Origin of the sequence: Thalassobacillus sp. CUG 92003, assembly GCF_013618635.1 — a bacterium.
Classification (GTDB): Bacteria; Bacillota; Bacilli; order Bacillales; family Halobacillaceae; genus CUG-92003.
This window is the reverse complement of record NZ_JABLSJ010000006.1, coordinates 74,566-95,193: the sequence shown is the minus strand read 5'-3', so window position 1 is coordinate 95,193 and position 20,628 is coordinate 74,566. Positions and strand designations below refer to the sequence as shown.

22 protein-coding genes are annotated in these 20,628 nt (G+C 43.2%); 18 read left to right on the top strand and 4 right to left on the bottom strand.

Annotated elements, in window-relative coordinates; genetic code table 11:
* Window positions 1-47: 47 nt before the first annotated feature.
* Window positions 48-293 carry a YhdB family protein gene (locus HOP45_RS10800; RefSeq protein ID WP_370458006.1) on the bottom strand — a complete coding sequence of 82 codons (246 nt, stop codon included), beginning with the start codon at window positions 291-293 and terminating at the stop codon, window positions 48-50.
* Between the two features lie 174 nt (window positions 294-467).
* Between HOP45_RS10800 and HOP45_RS10795 the strand changes: the two genes are divergently transcribed.
* From HOP45_RS10795 to HOP45_RS10780, 4 genes are all read left to right on the top strand, one after another.
* Window positions 468-929 carry a hypothetical protein gene (locus HOP45_RS10795; RefSeq protein WP_181349305.1) on the top strand — a complete coding sequence of 154 codons (462 nt, stop codon included), beginning with the start codon at window positions 468-470 and terminating at the stop codon, window positions 927-929.
* A gap of 94 nt (window positions 930-1,023) precedes the next feature.
* Window positions 1,024-1,566: a YhcN/YlaJ family sporulation lipoprotein gene (locus tag HOP45_RS10790; RefSeq protein WP_181349304.1), complete on the top strand. Its 543-nt coding sequence runs from the start codon at window positions 1,024-1,026 to the stop codon at window positions 1,564-1,566.
* A gap of 94 nt (window positions 1,567-1,660) precedes the next feature.
* Complete coding sequence (locus HOP45_RS10785) at window positions 1,661-1,864, top strand: hypothetical protein (protein ID WP_181349303.1); 204 nt, start codon at window positions 1,661-1,663, stop codon at window positions 1,862-1,864.
* A 94-nt stretch (window positions 1,865-1,958) separates the two neighbouring features.
* Window positions 1,959-3,374: a SpoVR family protein gene (locus tag HOP45_RS10780; protein WP_181349302.1), complete on the top strand. Its 1,416-nt coding sequence runs from the start codon at window positions 1,959-1,961 to the stop codon at window positions 3,372-3,374.
* A 130-nt stretch (window positions 3,375-3,504) separates the two neighbouring features.
* Here HOP45_RS10780 and HOP45_RS10775 read toward each other — a convergent pair whose 3' ends face one another.
* Window positions 3,505-4,131, bottom strand: coding sequence for a LysE family translocator (locus tag HOP45_RS10775; RefSeq protein ID WP_181349301.1), 627 nt, complete (start codon window positions 4,129-4,131; stop codon window positions 3,505-3,507).
* A 58-nt stretch (window positions 4,132-4,189) separates the two neighbouring features.
* Window positions 4,190-4,477 (bottom strand): ArsR/SmtB family transcription factor, encoded by a 288-nt coding sequence (locus HOP45_RS10770; protein WP_181349300.1) that lies wholly within the window; start codon window positions 4,475-4,477, stop codon window positions 4,190-4,192.
* 233 nt (window positions 4,478-4,710) lie between these two features.
* Here HOP45_RS10770 and HOP45_RS10765 point away from each other — a divergent pair, with 233 nt between their 5' ends.
* Entirely contained in the window at window positions 4,711-5,235 is a 525-nt protein-coding gene (locus HOP45_RS10765; RefSeq protein ID WP_181349299.1) for a ribonuclease H-like YkuK family protein, read from the top strand.
* 173 nt (window positions 5,236-5,408) lie between these two features.
* On the opposite strand, the gene HOP45_RS10760 is transcribed toward HOP45_RS10765, so the two are convergent.
* On the bottom strand, window positions 5,409-5,747 hold the full coding sequence (locus HOP45_RS10760; protein ID WP_181349298.1) for a CHY zinc finger protein: 339 nt from the start codon (window positions 5,745-5,747) through the stop codon (window positions 5,409-5,411).
* A 149-nt stretch (window positions 5,748-5,896) separates the two neighbouring features.
* Between HOP45_RS10760 and HOP45_RS10755 the strand changes: the two genes are divergently transcribed.
* From HOP45_RS10755 to HOP45_RS10695, 13 genes are all read left to right on the top strand, one after another.
* Entirely contained in the window at window positions 5,897-9,313 is a 3,417-nt protein-coding gene (locus HOP45_RS10755; protein ID WP_181349297.1) for an SCO7613 C-terminal domain-containing membrane protein, read from the top strand.
* A gap of 175 nt (window positions 9,314-9,488) precedes the next feature.
* Window positions 9,489-9,833, top strand: a complete 345-nt coding sequence (locus HOP45_RS10750) for an ArsR/SmtB family transcription factor (RefSeq protein WP_181349296.1) — start codon at window positions 9,489-9,491, stop codon at window positions 9,831-9,833.
* A 14-nt stretch (window positions 9,834-9,847) separates the two neighbouring features.
* The gene (locus tag HOP45_RS10745) at window positions 9,848-11,143 is read left to right on the top strand and encodes an arsenic transporter (RefSeq protein ID WP_219914582.1); all 1,296 of its coding nucleotides are present in this window, start codon (window positions 9,848-9,850) and stop codon (window positions 11,141-11,143) included.
* A 51-nt stretch (window positions 11,144-11,194) separates the two neighbouring features.
* Window positions 11,195-11,617: an arsenate reductase (thioredoxin) gene (arsC, locus tag HOP45_RS10740; protein ID WP_181349295.1), complete on the top strand. Its 423-nt coding sequence runs from the start codon at window positions 11,195-11,197 to the stop codon at window positions 11,615-11,617.
* Between the two features lie 196 nt (window positions 11,618-11,813).
* Entirely contained in the window at window positions 11,814-12,764 is a 951-nt protein-coding gene (trxB, locus tag HOP45_RS10735; protein ID WP_181349294.1) for a thioredoxin-disulfide reductase, read from the top strand.
* 160 nt (window positions 12,765-12,924) lie between these two features.
* The gene (locus tag HOP45_RS10730; RefSeq protein ID WP_181349293.1) at window positions 12,925-13,464 is read left to right on the top strand and encodes a hypothetical protein; all 540 of its coding nucleotides are present in this window, start codon (window positions 12,925-12,927) and stop codon (window positions 13,462-13,464) included.
* Window positions 13,465-13,673: 209 nt separating this feature from the next.
* Entirely contained in the window at window positions 13,674-14,414 is a 741-nt protein-coding gene (gene pyrH, locus HOP45_RS10725; RefSeq protein ID WP_181349292.1) for a UMP kinase, read from the top strand.
* Between the two features lie 147 nt (window positions 14,415-14,561).
* Complete coding sequence (gene dat, locus HOP45_RS10720) at window positions 14,562-15,449, top strand: D-amino-acid transaminase (RefSeq protein ID WP_181349291.1); 888 nt, start codon at window positions 14,562-14,564, stop codon at window positions 15,447-15,449.
* A gap of 75 nt (window positions 15,450-15,524) precedes the next feature.
* Window positions 15,525-15,887 carry an ASCH domain-containing protein gene (locus HOP45_RS10715; RefSeq protein ID WP_181349290.1) on the top strand — a complete coding sequence of 121 codons (363 nt, stop codon included), beginning with the start codon at window positions 15,525-15,527 and terminating at the stop codon, window positions 15,885-15,887.
* Window positions 15,888-15,960: 73 nt separating this feature from the next.
* Window positions 15,961-16,398 (top strand): hypothetical protein, encoded by a 438-nt coding sequence (locus HOP45_RS10710; RefSeq protein ID WP_181349289.1) that lies wholly within the window; start codon window positions 15,961-15,963, stop codon window positions 16,396-16,398.
* A gap of 411 nt (window positions 16,399-16,809) precedes the next feature.
* On the top strand, window positions 16,810-17,826 hold the full coding sequence (locus HOP45_RS10705) for a TAXI family TRAP transporter solute-binding subunit (RefSeq protein ID WP_255437601.1): 1,017 nt from the start codon (window positions 16,810-16,812) through the stop codon (window positions 17,824-17,826).
* Window positions 17,827-17,994: 168 nt separating this feature from the next.
* Window positions 17,995-18,519 carry a DUF1850 domain-containing protein gene (locus HOP45_RS10700; RefSeq protein WP_181349288.1) on the top strand — a complete coding sequence of 175 codons (525 nt, stop codon included), beginning with the start codon at window positions 17,995-17,997 and terminating at the stop codon, window positions 18,517-18,519.
* Window positions 18,512-20,626 carry a TRAP transporter permease gene (locus HOP45_RS10695; protein ID WP_181349287.1) on the top strand — a complete coding sequence of 705 codons (2,115 nt, stop codon included), beginning with the start codon at window positions 18,512-18,514 and terminating at the stop codon, window positions 20,624-20,626. The genes HOP45_RS10700 and HOP45_RS10695 overlap by 8 nt, the downstream gene beginning before the upstream one ends.
* Window positions 20,627-20,628 lie beyond the last annotated feature (2 nt).

The window sequence follows — 20,628 nt, the reverse complement described above, 5'->3', positions numbered from 1 at the left end:
CTGATGAATTAGGAAAGGTGACCCCATTCCGGGTCACCTTTTATTATTCATGTCACTGACATGGGTTGTGTCGCAGCCATGGCGTGATCAATATAGTGAAGTAAGCTTTCATGGGATTCAAGGAGTTCCTGTTCGCCGAGATGGTAATGAAAGGCGTGAAGGAAGAATTCGATCCGCTTGCTTAATAATTCATCTTGTGTCCTTACCATCAATACGAGCAAGTCATCCCATTCGCCCCATAAGGTGTGATGCAATGCGCGGTCATAATCGCTATAAAACATTTTTTGTCTCATCCCTTCCTCTAGAAAGGATTGTTTTTATTTTGTCCGTGACGGGTAAATTTCAGTCAGAGAGTTTATCGCATTATTGGGAATCACAGGATGTTTTGTCGTATTTTATAATTTTTTCTATTGATTGTTATGTTATAATAAGTTGGATTTTTGGAGGCTCGGAAGGAGAGAAGTCAGATGTCGGAAAAGCAGATGTTTTGGGGAAACACGGGAGGCGCCATTTTCTTCGGATTAATGGTTCTGATAAGTCTTATGACCGCTAAGGATGCGGGAACATTCAGAATCATGGTTATTATTACTGAAATCATAGGTGTTATTATATTAATCGGCGCGATTTACAGTGTTCTCCAACTGACAAGTGAACAGAAATGGGTCCCGATCTCAGTCATCGCATTTATAGCGAATTGGCTGATCGCGGCCATTGGATATGAGGTCGGATTAGAAAAAAACACCGATCAAAAATGGTTGTTTTTTATTACATATTATCTGTCGCTTGCCGCTACCATTTTTTATGAAAAGAAAGCATTTCACCGTATCACGGGGGGATTTAAATTACTCCCCGCTTGTTGTTTGTTTGCCACTAGTATGTTGACCGTATACATATTAGGGTTGAATATGTGGTGGCTGCTGCCGTTTTAGCGCAAGCGATGATTAAAAAAAGACATGGTGCAGAATAAACCTCCTTCACTTGAAACATACTACAAACAAGGCTTGTGAAGGAGGAAAAAACACCATGAAAATCAAGACACTAGCTGTAGGTTTACTAGCTGCTTCTACACTTGTTGCTTGTCAAGCAGAGCAAGAAGAAGGCAGAGGCAATGGTAACTATGACGGGGTGGAAAACACCCGTTTTGAACGAATGGCAGATGACATGAATGAAATGGATAACAATAACGAGAACAACAATGTCGACAACGACCGTAACCAGGTAGGAAATGACAACTACGATGTAGCTGAAAAAACTGCTGAACAAATTACGAGTGAAGTTGACGACGTTGAAGACGCTTATGTGTTAACCACGCGTAACAACGCTTACGTCGCTGCTGATATGAAAGGCCAGCAAAACGGAGACGTCAGTGATGACGTTGAAAAGGAAATCTCCAAAGTTGTGAAGAAGACAAACCAGGATATCGACAATGTTTACGTGTCTACGAATCCAGACTTTGTTGACTTAACGAACAACTATGTACAGGACGTCGAAAATGGCGAACCCGTACAAGGATTCTTCCGTGAATTCGGCGATATGGTTAATCGAATTTTTCCAGACGCTGAATAATATGAGAAACAGGGCTCTGCTCAAGAGTCCTGTTTTTTTATTTGCTCACGCCCAATATCTGGTATAATGATCATAAAAATGAGGGGGTCCTGAAATGAATGTGACATGTATGAGCTGCCAAAATGAATTCATGATTGATAGTAAAGATCCTCAATACCAAAAGTTTAAACGCGGACTTACGAAGTATTACACATGTAAAGATGGCAATCGATCCATACAGGGAGCGGCCAGCACGTCTGACGGCGTGAATGTAAACGATCTTGATCCGTATGATCACATTCTGAATCGTAACAAATAGACAAATGGTCTTAAGGACAAATTGAACGGCCAGCTTCATCATTTAGTGCTTTTCCTCATACATTAATGTAAACAAGACCAAGGAGGAGAAGCGCTTGCGAACCGAGGACTATAAAAAGCTGGAAGAAGCGATTGATGATATAACTGAAATCGCGAAAGGGTTTGGCCTTGATTTTTACCCGATGCGCTATGAAATTTGTCCAGATGATATTATATATACCTTTGGTGCTTATGGCATGCCGACACGTTTTTCCCACTGGAGCTTCGGAAAACAATACCATAAAATGAAGCTCCATTATGATTTGGGCTTAAGTAAGATTTATGAACTTGTCATTAATTCCAACCCATGCTATGCATTTCTACTGAATTCGAACAGTCTCGTCCAAAACAAACTGATCGTTGCTCATGTTCTCGCCCACTGTGATTTTTTCAAGAACAACGTTCGTTTCCAAAATACGAACCGGGACATGGTCATCAGCATGTCAGCTACTGCTGAACGCGTTTCTGCTTATGAAAAAGAGTACGGAAAAGAAGAAGTGGAAGACTTCCTGAACGCTGTATTATCCGTCCAGGAGCATATCGACCCGTCTCTTGTCCGCCCCAAATTATCGTGGACGTGGCAGGAAGGGGATGAAATCGAAGAGGATAAGCCTCGCGTTACCCCTTATGATGATTTATGGAAGCTGGGAACTTCCAACGAAAACGAGCATAAACCGCGTCGGAAAAAGAAAAAATTCCCACCTCAGCCAGAAAAGGACTTATTATTATTTATTCAAGAATATTCACGCGACCTCGAGCCTTGGCAGCGTGACATTTTAACGATGATGCGTGAAGAAATGTTGTATTTCTGGCCACAACTGGAAACTAAAATCATGAACGAAGGCTGGGCGAGCTACTGGCACGCTCGAATTTTGAGGGAAATGAATCTGACGAGTGGCGAGTCGGTCGAATTTGCTAAATTGAATGCCAGTGTGGTGCAGCCTTCCACGACACAAATCAATCCTTATTATTTGGGGTTGAAGATATTTGAAGATATTGAAGAGCGGTATAACAACCCGACCGAAGAAATGAAAAGCCTGGGCGTTGAGCCAGGTTCAGGGCGCGAGAAAATTTACGAAGTGCGTGAACTCGAGTCCGATCTCTCCTTTATCCGCAATTATTTGACTAAGGATTTAGCACGTAAAGAGGATCTATATTTATTCCAAAAGCAAGGAAGAGACTATAAAATTACCCAAAAAGACTATGAAGCGGTCCGCGATCAGCTGGTGACCATCAGAGTAAATGGCGGGTTCCCTTATTTGACCGTCCAGGACGGCGACTACTTGAAAAACGGTGAGTTATACGTCAAGCACCACTATGAAGGCGTCGAGCTTGATTTGAAATATCTTGAGAAAACAATGCCGTACCTCTACCAATTATGGGGGCGTCACATTCATTTAGAAACGGTGGTAGACGATCGGGATGTATTGTTCAGTTACGGCGGAAAAAAGGTACAGAAAAAGATGCTGTAATTATGCATAATGGCTGCTGGATGAGACGACATGCCTTTACTAATTGAATTAATATAAAAAAGGCCTTTATGAAATGGTTGGATGTTTCATAAAGGCCTTCAGTTTGATTATCATATCTTAACACCGATACTTAAGATAAACCGGTTATAAACGCGTATAAGAAATAAATGCCGTAGAACATAACAATTAATCCGCTAACGACGACCACTCCTTGGCGCGCCCGTTTATTTAGAAAACGCCTGCCGATGTGCAACAGCACAGCAAGTGCCACAAACCAAAGCAGTGCCCCAACAAGTACGGCTGATGAAAATAGATAAATGGGCTCATCAGCGCCGATTAAAGGTGACAGAATCCCGATCCACCAAACAATCGTAAATGGATTGAATGTGGTGATCGCTATCCCTTTCCAAAAAGGGTGTAAGAAAGAAAAACCCTTATTTGCTTTAGCAGCGAAGTTGAAATGTGCAAGACCTTCAATTCTGCTGACTTCAGAGAAGATCCCCCAGCTGATATAGAGCAGAATAAGTCCGCCGACTAACCATAAGCTCGATTTAATGATCGGATACGCTTCAATCAACGGCATTAACCCTAACAGGACTGCGACCAGGATGAGAGCATCGCCAAGAACAGCTCCGAATCCGACAGCTAGTGCTGCCAGGAACCCCGATTGCGTTCCTTGCTTGATTTCTTCCCCATTACTGGGGCAAGTAGGAGAAGCGACAATCCCTAATATAAGACCGTTTATGAGTTGAGACATATGCTTATCCTCCTTTTATTTCTAAGTTTCGAAAAATATCGAAATGAAAGGTAAAAAATTAATTTCCCTCCTTTGCATGTTTGAAAAACGTAATAAGCTGATCGAGTGTGTCGGGTTCGACCCAGCATTCAATATTTTTTCCGTTTCGTTCCATACGGATGAGATGCGCATGACGAAGTTCTTTCAGGTGATGCGAGACGGTAGAAGGAGCAATTCCCAGCCCACTGCCTAACTCGCCGACACTTACGCGCATTTCCTCCTCCGTACTCATTTCGCCCGGGCGGCAATAGTCAGCTAAATATAGAAATATTTCGAGACGGTAGGCGTTTGATAATGCTTTGAACATCTCACTAAACTGATTTAAATTTGAGTAATCATTTTTATAATTCGACATATATCGAATTATAACGGATAGATCAATTTTTTTCAAGGGTAAAGATAGTTGGGAGAATTTGCTGTTATGAGCACGATTGCCTGAGGAAATGAATAAGATAAAACAGAATTACCCAACTTGGTTAAGCTGAGTTGTAAAAGGATTAATAGGCTGCAGGGATAAAATTGACGAACGGAGTTGTAAAGATGGACCACCCCTTAACGTTTCAAAACCTCTCCCACGAACAGATGGATTTTGATGACGTGTTTGCTTATATTTACGCCTTTATGCAAAAACACCCGCTTGGCAATTACAAATTGATGATGGGGACAGACTCCCAGGTCCACGCTAATTACACACGTTTTATTACAGGTATCGTCATTCAGCGTGAAGGTAAAGGAGCATGGGCATGTATGCGCAAAGTGATCGTATCAAGAAAAATGAAAGGCCTGCATGAGCGGATATCATACGAAACGTCGTTAACTGAAGAGGTCGTATCATTATTTACCGAAGAGCGGAAAAACGCTCTTATTGAGATTGTTCTGCCTTATATATATAAAGGCGCTACTTTCACGATTGAAGGTCACATTGATATTGGTGCGGGAGCCCGGAATCGTACGAGTGCCTATGTAAATGAAATGATGGCCAGAATTGAATCACTCGGAATCGATGCGAAAATTAAACCTGATGCTATCGTAGCAAGCTCTTATGCTAATAAATATACGAAATAATAAGCCTTACATAGTGGCATAAGTTCGTATGGAGCTCCCTTATCATCGGATCGTCCAAGCTTATCATCGGTCCGGCAGCGCTTGTCGTCGTATCGCTCGTATTTATCGTCGCTCCGCCCCCATTTATCGTTGGTCACGCAGAAAATATCGTAGCTCAACCCAATACCATAGCTTCACTCGTACTTATCATCGGTCATTTCAAAATATAAGTGATAATGGCGTTGACATCCTTCGTTGAAAACGGAAAGGCAATGAGGGCAAACGGAGTCGCTGTGTAGGTAATCAAGTATGGATGATTCGTGACGGCAGACACCGCATAGGATGGCCTTTTCGTCAAACTGTTCCTTGGGCCAAACCTGAATCTCATGGTCTTGCGCTTCCTTGTGGCATAGGTGACAGGGAAAGTAGGTCTGACAACAGTAAAATTTAATTGCAATGATATCTTCCTGGGTATGGTAGTGGGTACACCGCGTTTCACGATCGATCGTACGGCCATAAACGTTTATATGCATCGTAGTGATCCCTCCTTTTAAGGTGTTCCGTTACTTATTACTATACAAAAAATATTCTGGGCAAGAAAGTGGAGGCGACCCCTTGCAATGTGAATCATTTAGTGTAAAATTACACTCAAAAGAATCTTATGGTCTAGGAGGGGAGCATGGTGACGTCGAAAAAGGGAAGTGAACGTAACGAAATCTTCCGTTCGGAGTTAAAAAGGCTGCAACAAGCAGATTACATAACAGATGGGGAATATGATCATATATCAAGTGTTTATCAGACGTATGTAATGGATCAATTGGCTATTAAGGAAGAGGTCCAGAGGGAGCGGATAAAAGAAGAGGCGGAAAAGTCGTCCGAACCTAGTAGAGAGCCTGTTAAAAAAGTAAAAAAACAGCGCTCACCTGAACAAATCAGAGAACGGAACATCACGTGGTCCTTGATATTGGGCGTGGTGTTACTCCTGATCGGCGGGCTCACGGTGGCTACGAGCAGCTGGGAGCAGATGGGACCAGTGAGTAAAGTGGTCAGCATCTTTTTCGTGGCTGTATTTTTCATTGGCTTAAGCGGCATAACGAGTAACGTACTAAAAATTGAAAAGACCGCTTTCGCTTTTCTTACGCTCGGAAGTTTATTGATTCCTATCGCTTTTGTGGCCCTGGGTTATTTTGAATTATTAGGGCGTTACCTATCCTTGACTGGAGAAGGGCGTTATATGTTGGGCGTGCTCGGGACAGTTGCTTCTCTGCCTCTCTATATTAGGAATGCGTGTAAACATGCTTCACGTTTATTTGTTTGGATCTCTTTTTTGTTCCTCACGTTAACAATAGGTTTTGCAATTGGTGCGATCGGTGTGCCGGTTGATTCATTTTACCTGCTGCTTATGTTGTTTAACGGGGGACTATTATTTGGTTACCATCGTTTGAAGCATGAGAAGTGGCTGGAATTGTTTATCAATGAATTACCACTGTATGCCCAGTTGAATCTGATTGTTTCAACATTACTTATGCTGTTGTTTTATCAAACAGAGTTGTTTTTCGGTTTCAATTTGTTGTTGACTTCTGCCATTTATATGGCGATGGTTTATGTCTATCAGACAAAAGAATATCAATTCGTTTTTTCTGCTTTATTTGTTTATGGCATATATGAGGTCGTGCACTTTTCGCCCCTCAGCTCAGTAGATTTGGTTTTATATGCTGCAGTAGGAGTCGTATTCATCGGTTTTTCACTCCTTGATCAAAACGATGGATTTGTCGATAGAATGTTCCGGTATATGAGTGGGGCAGTCTCACTCCTGGCTTTTATCTTTGTCAGTTACCAAGGATTGCTCCTGCGGGCAGGCGAGGATAGCGGTTTGCTGTTGGTGGCTTATGTCGTAGTTGCAGGTAATTTTATATACTTAGCAACGATTACGTATGAAAAGGTCTTTCGCTATTTAGCTCCCTTATTTCTGTTAGCTGCAGGGTTTCAGAGTTGGAATGTGCTGCATGAACCGATTGACCTAGACGTTTACATGTTCCTTTATAGCGCTGGTCTATTCATAAGCGTCGGCCTCAAACTGAACTATACATTTTTGGCAGCCGTTAAATCGAGCACTTACTACTTGTCTCTCGCAGCATGCTTCATCAGTACGGGTTCAGCCATTTACTTAAGTGATACTTACAACTCAGCGACATTGCTCGCTTTATTGGGTGGCGTGCTTTATTTGGTTCATACCTATTACAGAACGTACTGGGATAAACAACTGGCGGAGTGGGGAATTCCAATAAGCTGGCTGCTGGCGCTACTAGCTTTATCTCCAGAATTGATTGGAATGAATGGGCGTTGGGAGCACATTACGCTGGCCACATACCTCGCTGTATCAGGAATCGCATTGCTGGCAGTGAGTATTGGATGGTATTACCTCCGGGAACAAGCATTGTCTAACGCCACGTTTTATATTGGTCAATGTACGTATGTGTATAGCATGTTATTATTATTCTCGATTGCGCCAGAGATAGAAATTATTCGTTCCGCTCTATTATTTACAGGAATTGGCGTGCTCGTCTGGCTCGTTTATCGGACGAAAATGAACATTTTTTGGCTTGCTGTTGCCTTCACATTACTTGCGTTTTATGTATCATTACTCAGCCCGTTACAGTTTGAAACCACTCAATCGGTTTTATATTATTTATACGGCTCAATTATTGTACTTATGGGGAGCGTGATTGGGCCGGGCAAAATAATACCTGGTTTAAAACCTTATTTCTTCTGGATCGGTCATTCAGTTCAACTGATTTGGCTCGCTGTTTTCTTCCTTACTCAATTCATTTCCCAGGCGAGTCATCCAGCAATCCTTGCAGGACCGTTGCTCATCTATGTGCTTAGTTCAGGCAAAGCGAAACGGATGTGGCAAACCTATGCATTTTTGTATGCGGGTCTTGCCCTGGTGCCATTCATTGTTGCGGTTTTACTCCAGTTTTATACAGTATTCGCACCTGTACCGGAAGCATATGTGTGGTTGATTTCAAGCATCTTGATGACTACTGTTTGGTTCTGGGTTGGCCCTAGCTGGCAACGGCGCATGACATTCTTTACTATTCCGTTTTCCCTTTATGGGCTCTATGCTTTTATCATCACCCATAACGCATTCGAAATGGTCGACATTCTACCAGTGCTTCTGTTCATCGTACTGAATCTGTTCTTGCTCCATAAACGGCAGTGGACCATTATCAATGTGATCCCTTTGTTGGCCATGTTGGCGGCTTTTGAACAACTGCGGCCTCAATTAGAGCCATTCGTTTTATTCTCCATGAACCTTACAGTTGGTGTTCTATTACTCATAGGGGGCTTAGTCGCAGGTGCTCGTTTGTATAACGTAACGGATCAAAAGTTTGTACAGCTCGATTGGTATGCATTGTCAGGCTTGTTGTATATATGCTATACGTTTACGTTCGTTACGCCAGATATGTCCGCATGGTATAACGTGTTAATCTGTATAGCAATGGCAATCTGGTTTGGAACAAACCGAAAAAGGACGCCTCATTTGATTGTACAGCACACGTTATCAACTTTTACTGTATTGAGTGTCTTGTCGGCCTATTATGTGTTGCTAGAAGCGTATATCCAGTACGTTCCCGCGTTATTAGAAGCTGAAGCGGTAGCGCTTCCCGTTATAGGTGTCACAATCGCATTAAGTCTATGGACGTGGCGAGCGCACCCCCGAATCACGGGATATGTGCAATTAGTGATCCTCTTATGTGTTGCTGCCTATCTGGTGAGTGATGCCATTGAAAGCCATACCGTGTGGGATGCTATTATCATTGGATTTTTATCTCTCGTATCTATGGTTTCAGGCATGCAGCACCGCATTAAATCCTATTTCTTCGTCGGAATGGGTGTGCTGATCTTTAACGTGATGTACCAGACAAATCCGTATTGGGGTAACATGCCCTGGTGGGTCTACTTGCTGATTGCAGGTTCTGCGTTAATTAGTGTGGCCAGCTACAATGAGTGGCGGAAACAAAAGGGTGAAGATAGCCAAAGCAAACTAGAAAGTAAAGTGAAGGGATGGCTTCGTTCTTTTAGAAATTGGAATTAAACGCGCTGTGGTGTCCTGTGTGAGTAGGTAATGAATAGTCAGTCAGACGTTATTGGAGAGGGAATTGACCCCCCCTCTTCAATGACGGCTTTTGACTCTAAAAGTTTTATAGGGTTTAATCTGTTGCATTTATAAGCATATGCTTATATAATGATGTGGAAAAGGAGGTGCTGCAATGGAAAAGACAGAGATCAACGTCGAGCAAGTTGCCATTGCGTTAAAGCTGCTTGGTGATAAATCCAGGTTAACGATTGTGGGTTTATTGAAAGATAATGAATGCTGTGTCTGTGAGTTTGTGGAAGTTCTGCAGATGAGTCAGCCCGCTGTGAGCCAGCACTTGAGAAAGTTAAGGGATGCGGGAATGATAAAAGAACAACGCAAAGGACAATGGATGTTCTATAAGCTGAATACGGAACATGAAGCCTTTGATTTAATCTCGGAGATTCTTCAGCACATGCCGGATCAAAAAGAAAAGATTGCAACACTGGAGAAAGCCGGTAAACGTATTCAGTGTGATTGATGGAGGGATAATAATTGAGTTCTGTGTTAGTCGCTATAAGTATATTTGTACTTACGCTCATTCTCGTCATATGGCAGCCTAAAAAGTTAGGGATTGGCTGGTCCGCGTGCGGGGGGGCTTTGCTTGCTTTAATAGCGGGGGTCGTAGATTTTCAGGATGTCGTAACGGTGACAGGGATCGTATGGAATGCAACGCTCGCATTTGTAGCCATTATCATTATTTCTTTAATATTAGACGAGATCGGATTCTTTGAATGGTCAGCTCTACATATGGCACGAATTGCAAAAGGCAATGGGGTTAGAATGTTCATTTATGTCACGCTGCTTGGAGCCGTGGTGGCGGCTTTGTTCGCAAATGATGGAGCTGCTCTGATTCTTACACCGATCGTTCTTGCTATGGTACGGAATCTGAATTTCAAAGAGTCGATGATTTTGCCGTTTATCATGGCGAGCGGTTTTATTGCAGATACGACATCGTTGCCTTTGATTGTGAGTAACCTCGTTAATATCGTGTCAGCCGACTTTTTTGATATTGGATTTGTCGAATACGCTTCACGAATGATTGTGCCGAACCTTTTTTCACTTGGCGCCAGTATTCTTGTTCTCTGGTTGTTTTTCCGAAAGAGTATTCCCGGTGAGTATGACCTTACTCAGCTTAAACAGCCAAAAGGTGCCATTCAAGATCATAAAATGTTTCGCTTATCTTGGCTCGTATTGGCTTTACTGTTAGTGGGTTACTTTTTGAGTGAATTCATTTCCGTACCGGTTTCAATCATTGCAGGCATTATTGCCTTGTTTTTCTTAGCAATGGCGCGAAAGAGTGCTGCTGTTGAAACGACCAAGGTGGTAAAAGGGGCGCCGTGGGCGATTGTTTTTTTCTCTGTAGGTATGTATGTTGTTGTTTACGGACTTCGAAATGCCGGCTTGACGGATGTACTAGCAGACGTAATCCAAACGGCAGCAGATTCTGGTTTATTCGTCGGCACCTTATCGATGGGTTTTATAGCGGCAATCCTATCATCTGTTATGAATAACATGCCGACCGTGATGATTGATGCACTTGCAATTGCTGAAACAGACACCTCAGGTACGATGCGTGAAGCCTTGATTTATGCCAACGTGATTGGTTCCGACTTGGGGCCGAAAATTACCCCGATCGGCTCGTTAGCCACTCTGCTTTGGCTCCATGTCCTGTCGTTAAAAGGTGTGAAGATTTCGTGGGGATATTATTTTAAGGTAGGGGTCATTTTAACAGTACCGACCTTATTTATCACATTGACAGGGCTGTATCTCTGGTTGTTGTTGATATAAATCAGAAGTTGGACGTTATATTTTAATATTTATGAGGAAGGGGAATGCATCATGTCGCAAAAACCTGTAATTTACTTTTTGTGTACCGGTAATTCCTGCCGAAGTCAAATGGCAGAAGGGCTAGGAAAAAATATCCTGGGTGATCAATATGAGGTGTTATCCGCAGGTATAGAAGCCCACGGGCTGAATCCGAAAGCCGTCAAAGCGATGGAAGAACGTGGGATTGATATATCTGATCAAACATCCGATGTGATTGATTTAGATACGTTGAATAACGCAGCTTATGCGATTACACTCTGTGGGGACGCGAATGATAAATGTCCGATTACACCGCCGCATGTCACGCGTTTTCACTGGGGAGTTGATGACCCAGCGAAAGCAGAAGGCACAGAAGAAGAACAATGGGCCGTCTTTCAACGCGTTCGGGATGAGATCGCTGAGCGAATCGAACAGTTTGCAAACGATGAAACCTGATAAGCATATACTTTGATTAACGCGTCAAATGTTTTATACCATCAGTATTGTGTTACGTATAAACTCGTTGCCCTGTAATAAATCGTCTTGTTGGCAAGGTGTTGCATGTTCAACCTTCATAACGGGATGAATAAGGGGCAAATGGGGTACGGTATGAATAATTAGCATGAGTTTTTCGGTAAAGGAGGAAACGATGATGAGTTACAAAACGGTTATTCTCGGAACCGGTCCAGCAGGCTTGACTGCTGCTGTATATTTGGCAAGGGCCAATATGGAACCGCTAGTGATTGAAGGGCCTGAGCCTGGAGGTCAATTGACATTGACAACTGAAGTTGAGAACTACCCTGGGTTCCCGGATGGCATCATGGGGCCTGAATTAATGGATAATATGAAAAAACAAGCTGAACGTTTTGGCGCTACGTTCAAGCGTGGCTGGGTCACCGAAGTGGATGTCAACAACCGGCCGTTCAAACTCGCTGTTGATGAATTGGGCGAAATCGAAGCTGAAACGTTGATTGTTTCGACGGGCGCGACGGCCAAACTGTTAGAAATTCCGGGAGAACGTGAGAACATCGGTAAAGGTGTCAGCACATGTGCGACGTGTGATGGGTTCTTCTTTAAAGGGAAAAAGGTCGTCATAATTGGTGGCGGCGATTCTGCGATGGAAGAGGCGAATTTCCTAACGAAATTTGCGAGTGAAGTAAGAATTATCCACCGTCGTCACGAACTACGCGCGTCTAAAATTATGCAGGATCGGGCTCGAAACAACGACACAATCAATTGGAGTTTAAATAAAACGCCGGTTGAAGTTGTGTCTGATGGGATGAAGGTTTCGGGTGTGAAAGTGAAGGACAATGAAACGGGAGCCGAAGAGACAATTGAAACGGATGGCGTATTCGTTGCAATCGGTCATCGTCCAAATACAGACTTTGTCCAAGGTAAAGTCGATACTGACGAAGCGGGTTATATTCTCGTTACGCCAGGTACGACAGATACTAATATCCCAGGCCTGTTTGCCTGCGGTGATGTACAGGACAGCAAATACCGCCAAGCGGTGACAGCTGCTGGAACAGGCTGCATGGCTGCGATGGACTGCGAACGTTATTTAGAAGGTCAGGCTGCGCTCGATTGGAGCCAAAGTTTATAAGACGAAAAAAATTACCTTCCTAACGATGGAGGGTAATTTTTTTGGTTACACAACAGCCATATTATTGAGAAATATATGTAAATAGGTAAAAGTATGGAAAGGAATAAACCATTCTAATCTCGAATTTATGTATAAACGCTAATTATGGATGGTGGGCATAGTGAAAATATATGTGGCGGTGGCTTTGTTTCTCGTTTTACTAACGTTCGGTTACTGGTTTTATGAGGATAACAGACAAATCAATCAGCTGAAAGCGGGGGAAGTACTTCCGATTGATGCTAAGACAACCGTTCGCGAGAGTCAACTCGTGCATTTAACACATGGCGAACATCAAGTAGAACAAACAGGCATATCAATTGGTGACGTGTATGGAACGCAGGAGGCTATGTATTTTGGAATTTGGTACAACCGGTGGAATGCTTTCCATCAAGAGGACAAGCAATGGGATCGCACCGATCACGTTGTAAATTATTATGTAACGGCAAAAGATGAGCAGGGGAACCTTTATCAGGGAGAAACGCTTTCTTACAGCAAAGGAACGTTTGAGATATTCCAATATGTCAAGCTTCAGGGCGTGCATGATATCGCATCAATCGAAGAACTGGAGTTCATTTTTTATCCGAAGAAGTCCACGGAGACAGCGAGAGAGTTGAAACCATCTGCTACGCCGTTATTCAGTACAGGTGTAAAGATCCGATAAAAAGGGGAGAAGATTGAGGGGGCATTGCAACTGATTGAGCATATGATACAATAGTAAAAACAAATGCAAGGACGATGGAGGCGATGATGATGACATACACAAACAGTTGTCTGAAGCAAAATCAACGTATCGTTTCCCGTTCTTTTTTATTGGGAGCATAGACCTCGGCGTCTGTGCTCTTTTTTTAGGCCATAGAAGGAGGATAATCTATGAGATATCAACGCGTCATATTGAAATTAAGTGGAGGCGCTCTTGCGGGAGATGGCCAAAACAATTTTGATCATAATAATTTGGGCCACATCGCCGATGAAATTCTTCAATTAGTTGACTCGGGTGTGGAGGTCGCCATTGTCATAGGTGGCGGCAATATTTTCAGAGGCCGTACAGCGGATGCGTGGGGGATCGATCGTGTGGAAGCGGATAATATCGGAACAATGGGAACGGTGATTAACAGTCTCATGCTGCGCGGGGTTCTGAAAAGTAAGACAGAACGGGAAGTCCGTGTCATGACCTCGATCCCGATCAGTTCGGTAGCAGAGCCATATATACGATTGAAAGCCATGCATCATTTGGATAAGGGGTATGTCGTCATTTGTGCAGGGGGGAATGGGCAGCCTTTCGTCACGACTGATTACCCTGCTGTGCAACGGGGGATTGAACTTCAATGTGATGCCATACTTGCTGCGAAGCAGGGTGTGGATGGTGTCTATTCAGCCGATCCGCTGGAGGACAGAGAAGCTAAGCTTTATGGGAAACTGAATTATAATGATATCTTAATGAACGATATTCAAGTTATGGATCAATCCGCCCTCTTGTTAGCACGCGACCATGATCTTCCGGTCCACATTTTCAATTTTGATCACAAAGGCATTATGAGATCGCTGTGTGAAGGGCAGAATATTGGTACACTTGTTTCTGATGCGCCGTCTGAGTTTCATGAAAAAACATGAACCTGAGGGTAGGACGTTCGGTGCGCAACGAAGGAATCTGACCAAAAGCCCTATTATAAAATGAATCTTCAATATGCGGCCATATTTTGCTATATTTTTGATACACTAGTTCAAAGGTAAAGTTGGATTGTGAAGGGAGAAGATATGATGAGTGTCAAACCATTTGTGTTGACAGAAAACGATTTTTGCAAAAACGATGAACTGACATACCCGTTTGAAGAACGGGGACTGCAATTTGGGGATGGCGTGTATGAAGTCATCCGTATATACGAAGGACATTATTATTTATTGAACGAACACGTTGATCGTCTGTATCGATCAGCAGATGCGATAAAAATTAACGTTCCGTTTAAAAAGCAGCAGTTAATCGAACAATTGCATAAATTACTAGAAAAAAATCAGGTGGCCGAGGATGCAAAGGTTTATTTGCAATTGACCCGTGGTTCGGCCGCCAGAGATCACACCTTCCCAGTCGGGGTCGATCCGAACTTCTATGCGTATGTGCAGGACTTTCCACGTAAACGTGAATGGATGGACCAAGGTGTCTCAGCCATTATCCACGATGATGTTCGCTGGGATTTGTGCTATATCAAAAGTTTGAATTTGCTCCCGAACGTGCTTGCTAAACAAACCGCGATGGAAGAGGGCAGTTTCGAAGCTATTCTACATAAGAATGGCACCGTAACGGAGTGCAGTTCTTCTAACGTTTATCTGGTGAAGAATGGGCACGTATATACCCATCCGGCTAAAGAAAACATTTTACACGGGTGCGTCCGCATGCGTGTCGAACAATTTTGTAAGGATCTGGGCATCCCTTTCATTGAAGAAGCTTTCCAAGTTGAAGATATCCAGCTAGCTGACGAAATCTTCCTTACGAGCAGCACAGCTGAAGTAATGCCTATCGTAAAAGTAGACGGCAAGCTCATCAACGGAGCCAAACCAGGGCCAATCACCCAAACGCTCCAACAAGCCTACGAACAAGACGCAGGCATCACTGTAAATTCCGTACCAAATTCCGTACCTGGTACAAATTAGGGTTTTTGAAATGAGCCGGGTGTGTCATTTATGACACTCTTTGGTTCATTCCTCTTTGAAAGGAGTTAACCATGCATGATTCATTTCATGAGATTACATGACGAGCCGTTTCGTGAAATACGATCAGGGGAAAAATCTTATGAAATCAGACTGAACGATCAAAAACGAAAAAGACTCCGTAAAGGCGATCAAATCGAATTTACAAAAACAGCACCTTATATAGAAACCCTTATGGTAGAAGTGTTGGATCTTATTCCGTACCCTAATTTCAAAACGCTCTACTCGGATTTAGGAATGGTTTCTAACGAGCAATCACTTGAGTCCTTGTTAAACGATACGTATAAAACCTATACAAACAATGATGAAAAACAGTGGGGCGCACTGGCCATAAAAATAAAACTCCTTAACGACAGCCTTCTAAGGACCATTGCTCATTAATGAGCAGCGTACCTGGTACGGTGTTTGTAGGTATAATTGATGTGTTAATTGGATAATATTAGGGAGGGGTATGATGGCAGATGTTCATATTGAATTGAGTTCGGAGCAATACCGGAAATTGGTCGAGGCGCTTTATTTGGGAACGTGGATGGTTAACTCGACGAGAATGGAACTGGATGAAGCATTTGAAGAAGTCCGTCACCTCGTTCTCGCTAAACATCAAGAAGCAGGCTTGGAAGACGAGATTTTTCATCAAGAGGAATCGAATATCTATGACTTGGAAATTGAGTACGAAACCGAGCTCCTCGACCGCTATGTTGAACCTTATGATGAAGCGAGTTTTGGCGACAAACTTGTAGAAAAGCTGGCCGAGAAAGAATTGGTACGTGAATATGGTGCGCCAATTGAAACCATGACAGATGAAATTATGGCTAGGCGCATGCAACTAGAAGAGCAAATTCGCGAAGAGATCAGCAAAAACGGGTTAACGAACTTAGAATTAAACCTTTAGAGGTGGACAAATGTAAGCCGAATCAATCGGCTTACATTTTTTATGACAATTAACTCAGAAAGGCATTTTGTTATTTAGAAGAACGCAAACCATACCCATGAATACATAAATAAACTGCCGAATGTATAAAAATTTAAATCTAAATATGATTCGATACGCCTACTATGGTTATATTCTTGATTTCAATGTCACGCTCTTCAGCTTATCAAAGCGACACAGAATGAAAATAATAAATAAAAATGCAAAAAATCCTTTGAAATTGCTTCCGATTACTGTAAAATATATTTTGTCGTAAAGGTTTTGACATTTTTGTGAACACAAAAATGTTTCCAGTTGACCTGAAAAATGAAAACGGTTGTACACAAGGGACACCCCAATCAATTGAAAATTTATTAAAGGGAGGACTTTCTGTTGAATTTCAAAAAGAACTTATTATCTATTACGATGTTATTCGTGCTTTCTTTGATCCTGGTGGCTTGCGGAGGCGGAACAGCTGATTCTGGCGATGAAGGAAATGGAGAAGACGGAGGTGATGAAGGCAGCGGTGACTCTCAATTCATTCAAATTCTTACTGGCGGCTCGGAAGGTACATACTACCCGCTAGGCGGAACATTTGCTCAATTAATCAATGAGAATGTCGATGGCGTCGAAGCCAATGCTGCTTCAACAGGGGCATCGGTTGAGAACATGAACTCGATGAGTAATGGTGAGGGCGAGCTTGCCTTTACGCAGACAGACATTGCAAGTTACGCAGCGGAAGGTTCCGTTATGTTTGAAGGCAGTCAAATCGATAATGTGCAAGCGATTGGAACTCTTTATCCTGAAACCATTCAAATTGTAACGAGTGCAGATAGTGGGATAGAAACAGTTGAAGATCTCGAAGGAAAAGTCGTCTCGGTCGGCGCGCCGGGATCAGGCACGTTTGCTAACGCAACAAACATCCTGGACATTCATGGACTTTCTGTCGAAGATGATGTCAACGCTCGTAATCTGGCTTTCGGTGACTCCACATCCGGAATTCAAGACGGCACAATTGATGCAGCATTTATTACCTCTGGTACACCGACTGGGGCTGTTGAAAGTTTAGCTGCGACGTCTGATGTCAATATCGTGAAGTTCAGCGGTGAGAAAATCCAAGAATTGATTGATGAGTATGGGTACTACGCTGAAGACGAAATTGCTAAAGGCACTTATGGTTTAGAAGAGTCCGTTAAAACTGTCGCCGTTCAAGCCATGCTGGTAGCACATGCTGATCTGAGTGAAGACACAGTTTACAATATGACGCAGGCCATATTCGAAAATACGGATAAAATTCAGCATCAGAAAGGTGAACAAATCAGTGCTGAAAGTGCCCTAGATGGTGTAGGTATTGAACTTCACCCAGGTGCTAAGAAGTACTTTGATGAAAAAGGTATTAGCCAAGAATAACGGCGAACACGATGGTCGGTTCAGTGTAATGCGTTACATCAAAATAGTGTGATACATTTTTTCTAGCAGTGAATAGCTAAAGCCGCCATGATATTAATCATAGCGGCTTTACACATTTTAAATGGTAACTGGAAAAAGAAGGACAAGCATTCTTTAGGTGGCGAAATCATGAATATTGTTCGAAAATGGAAACTAGCAATCATCCTGGTCCTATTTCTGTTTTTGGCGGGTGCGTTAGTGCTCTTCTACCCCTTTCGCTATGTATTAGCGATTCATTATGTGAAAACTGATGATTTGGGTGCTTATCTGCCTGTTTCCGAGGAAGACCATTTTCAGTTGAAGTTTACGCATTCCGTCCATCTTTCGGACGTAGTTGAAGAATACGAAATGAAACGGACACAATTATATCCTATTCAACTCATTTATGAGGACACAGCAATCGGTATGCCATCAAATGCAGCCGAAGGGGAAACGTTCACAGAACGAGATGGAAAGTATTATATTACAAACTTGAATGGTGTCCATGATAAATTGAGCTTGGTTGTCGGAGAAGTCCGGGCCGATCACACCATCATATATAAAGGTCAGTCTTACTTGTTAAAAGAATATGTAGGGGCGGGTTCCTGGGTCAACATTAAGCCGCTGCGTATGTCAAATTGGGAGTTGCTGAGAGGAGAGAAACTGCATGAGTAAGGAAAACTCTGAATTAACCGCAGAAAAACAACAAGAAATTATGTCTAAATATGATCCGGAATCAGGAGGGCGCGAGCTTGGGGGGCTCCTTGCCAAAATTGCATTTTTAGGGCTGCTTGCGTTTTCATTATTTCAGCTCTATACATCAACCATACACCCTCTTCCTGCTCAAATTCTTCGCTCCATTCACGTAGGATTTGGATTAGTGCTCATCTTTTTGTTATTTCCAGCTACAAAGCACAATCGACATAAAGGAAAAATTGCCTGGTACGATTTTGCGCTTGCCGTTATAAGTCTGGCGGTTGGTTCCTATTGGACCATCTTTTATGATCAAATCGTAATGCGAGCGGGTGCATTGTCCACACTTGACTTTTATGTAGGGATCGTAGCCGTTCTGCTGGTACTAGAAGCCACCCGACGAGCTGTAGGGATTCCTATTACAGTCATAGCAGCGGCCTTTCTCGCTTATGCCTATTGGGGACGGCAAATGCCTGGCTTCTTAGTGCATCGTGGAGTGAATCTCGATACATTAGTCCAATCCATGTTCTTTACAACAGAAGGTATTCTGGGCACGCCGATTGCTGTTTCTTCCACCTTCATATTTTTGTTCCTGTTGTTTGGTGCCTTTCTCGTTAAGACCGGGGTGGGCCAGTATTTCAATGATCTGGCCGTTACGCTTGCAGGCAAACGTACAGGTGGACCGGCCAAAGTGGCCATATTCTCAAGTGCCTTGCAAGGAACGATCAGCGGAAGTTCAGTCGCAAATGTGGTGACCTCTGGATCGTTTACAATTCCAATGATGAAGCGGCTCGGGTATCGACGTGAATTTGCCGGAGGTGTCGAAGCAGCTGCCTCAACCGGCGGACAGCTTATGCCGCCAATTATGGGAGCTGCAGCGTTTTTAATGATTGAATTTATCGGGATCGATTACTGGTCGATTGCCAAAGCCGCATTAATTCCGGCTATTTTATATTTCACTGGAATCTGGATCATGACTCATTTTGAAGCTAAACGTACAGGGTTAAGCGGCTTATCTGATGATGAGATGCCGGACCGGAAGGAAGTTTTTAAAAAGCTTTACTTATTACTCCCTATCGTTGCAATTATTTTATATCTCGCAAGTGGCGTGAGTGTTATGCGTGCTGCTCTGTACGGCATACTCACCACCATTTTGGTCGGTTTGTTGCGGGAAGAAAAATTTCGAAAGCTCTATCTCGTTGCATTTGCCGCCGGGTTTGGAGCCCATGCCATTTACAGTATGACCACAGCCGGATTTAGTTTAACGGCTTCACTCGTTGCAGCTACTATGGTAACAATCGGTGTCAGTTTTATTTTCGATAGTAATTTCAAAGAAGCGATTGAAGCATTAGTGGATGGTGCCCGTACAGCATTGGGCGTGGTGGCGGCAACAGCTGCTGCCGGTATTATTGTTGGGGTCGTGACAAAAACGGGGCTTGGCCTTAAATTAGCGAATAGTCTAGTGTCCATCGCAAACGGTCAAATATTGTTAACGTTATTCTTTACGATGATCGCAGCGATCATATTAGGGATGGGCTCACCGACGACGGCTAATTACGTCATCACCTCTACAATTGCAGCTCCAGCCGTAATTATGCTCGGCGTACCAGATATTGCAGCCCATTTATTTGTGTTCTACTTTGGCATTATTGCTGATATCACGCCACCAGTAGCCTTAGCTGCATTTGCTGCTGCGGGGGTGGCTTCATCCGAGCCGATAAGGACGGGCGTCAATGCGGCTAAACTTGCCATAGCAGCATTCATCATTCCGTACATGTTCGTCCTTGAAAATCAATTGCTGATGATCGACACCAACCCATTGGAACTTGGGTGGATTCTTATTACAGCTGTCTCCGGAATGATTGCAATCGGGGCAGGGCTGATCGGCTATTGGTTCCGAAAAGTGGAATGGTATGAGAGGATTCCGGCATTCCTTGGCGGTTTAGCTCTCATTTACCCGAGTACGATGAGTGATATCATCGGGTTTGCCGTATTTGCTGTTTTGCTTGCCTTACAGTTTCTCGTGAAACGTGACAACCTTGGCGTGCCGGTTGTCAAAAATAAACCAAAGCAGGAAATGAACGCATGATG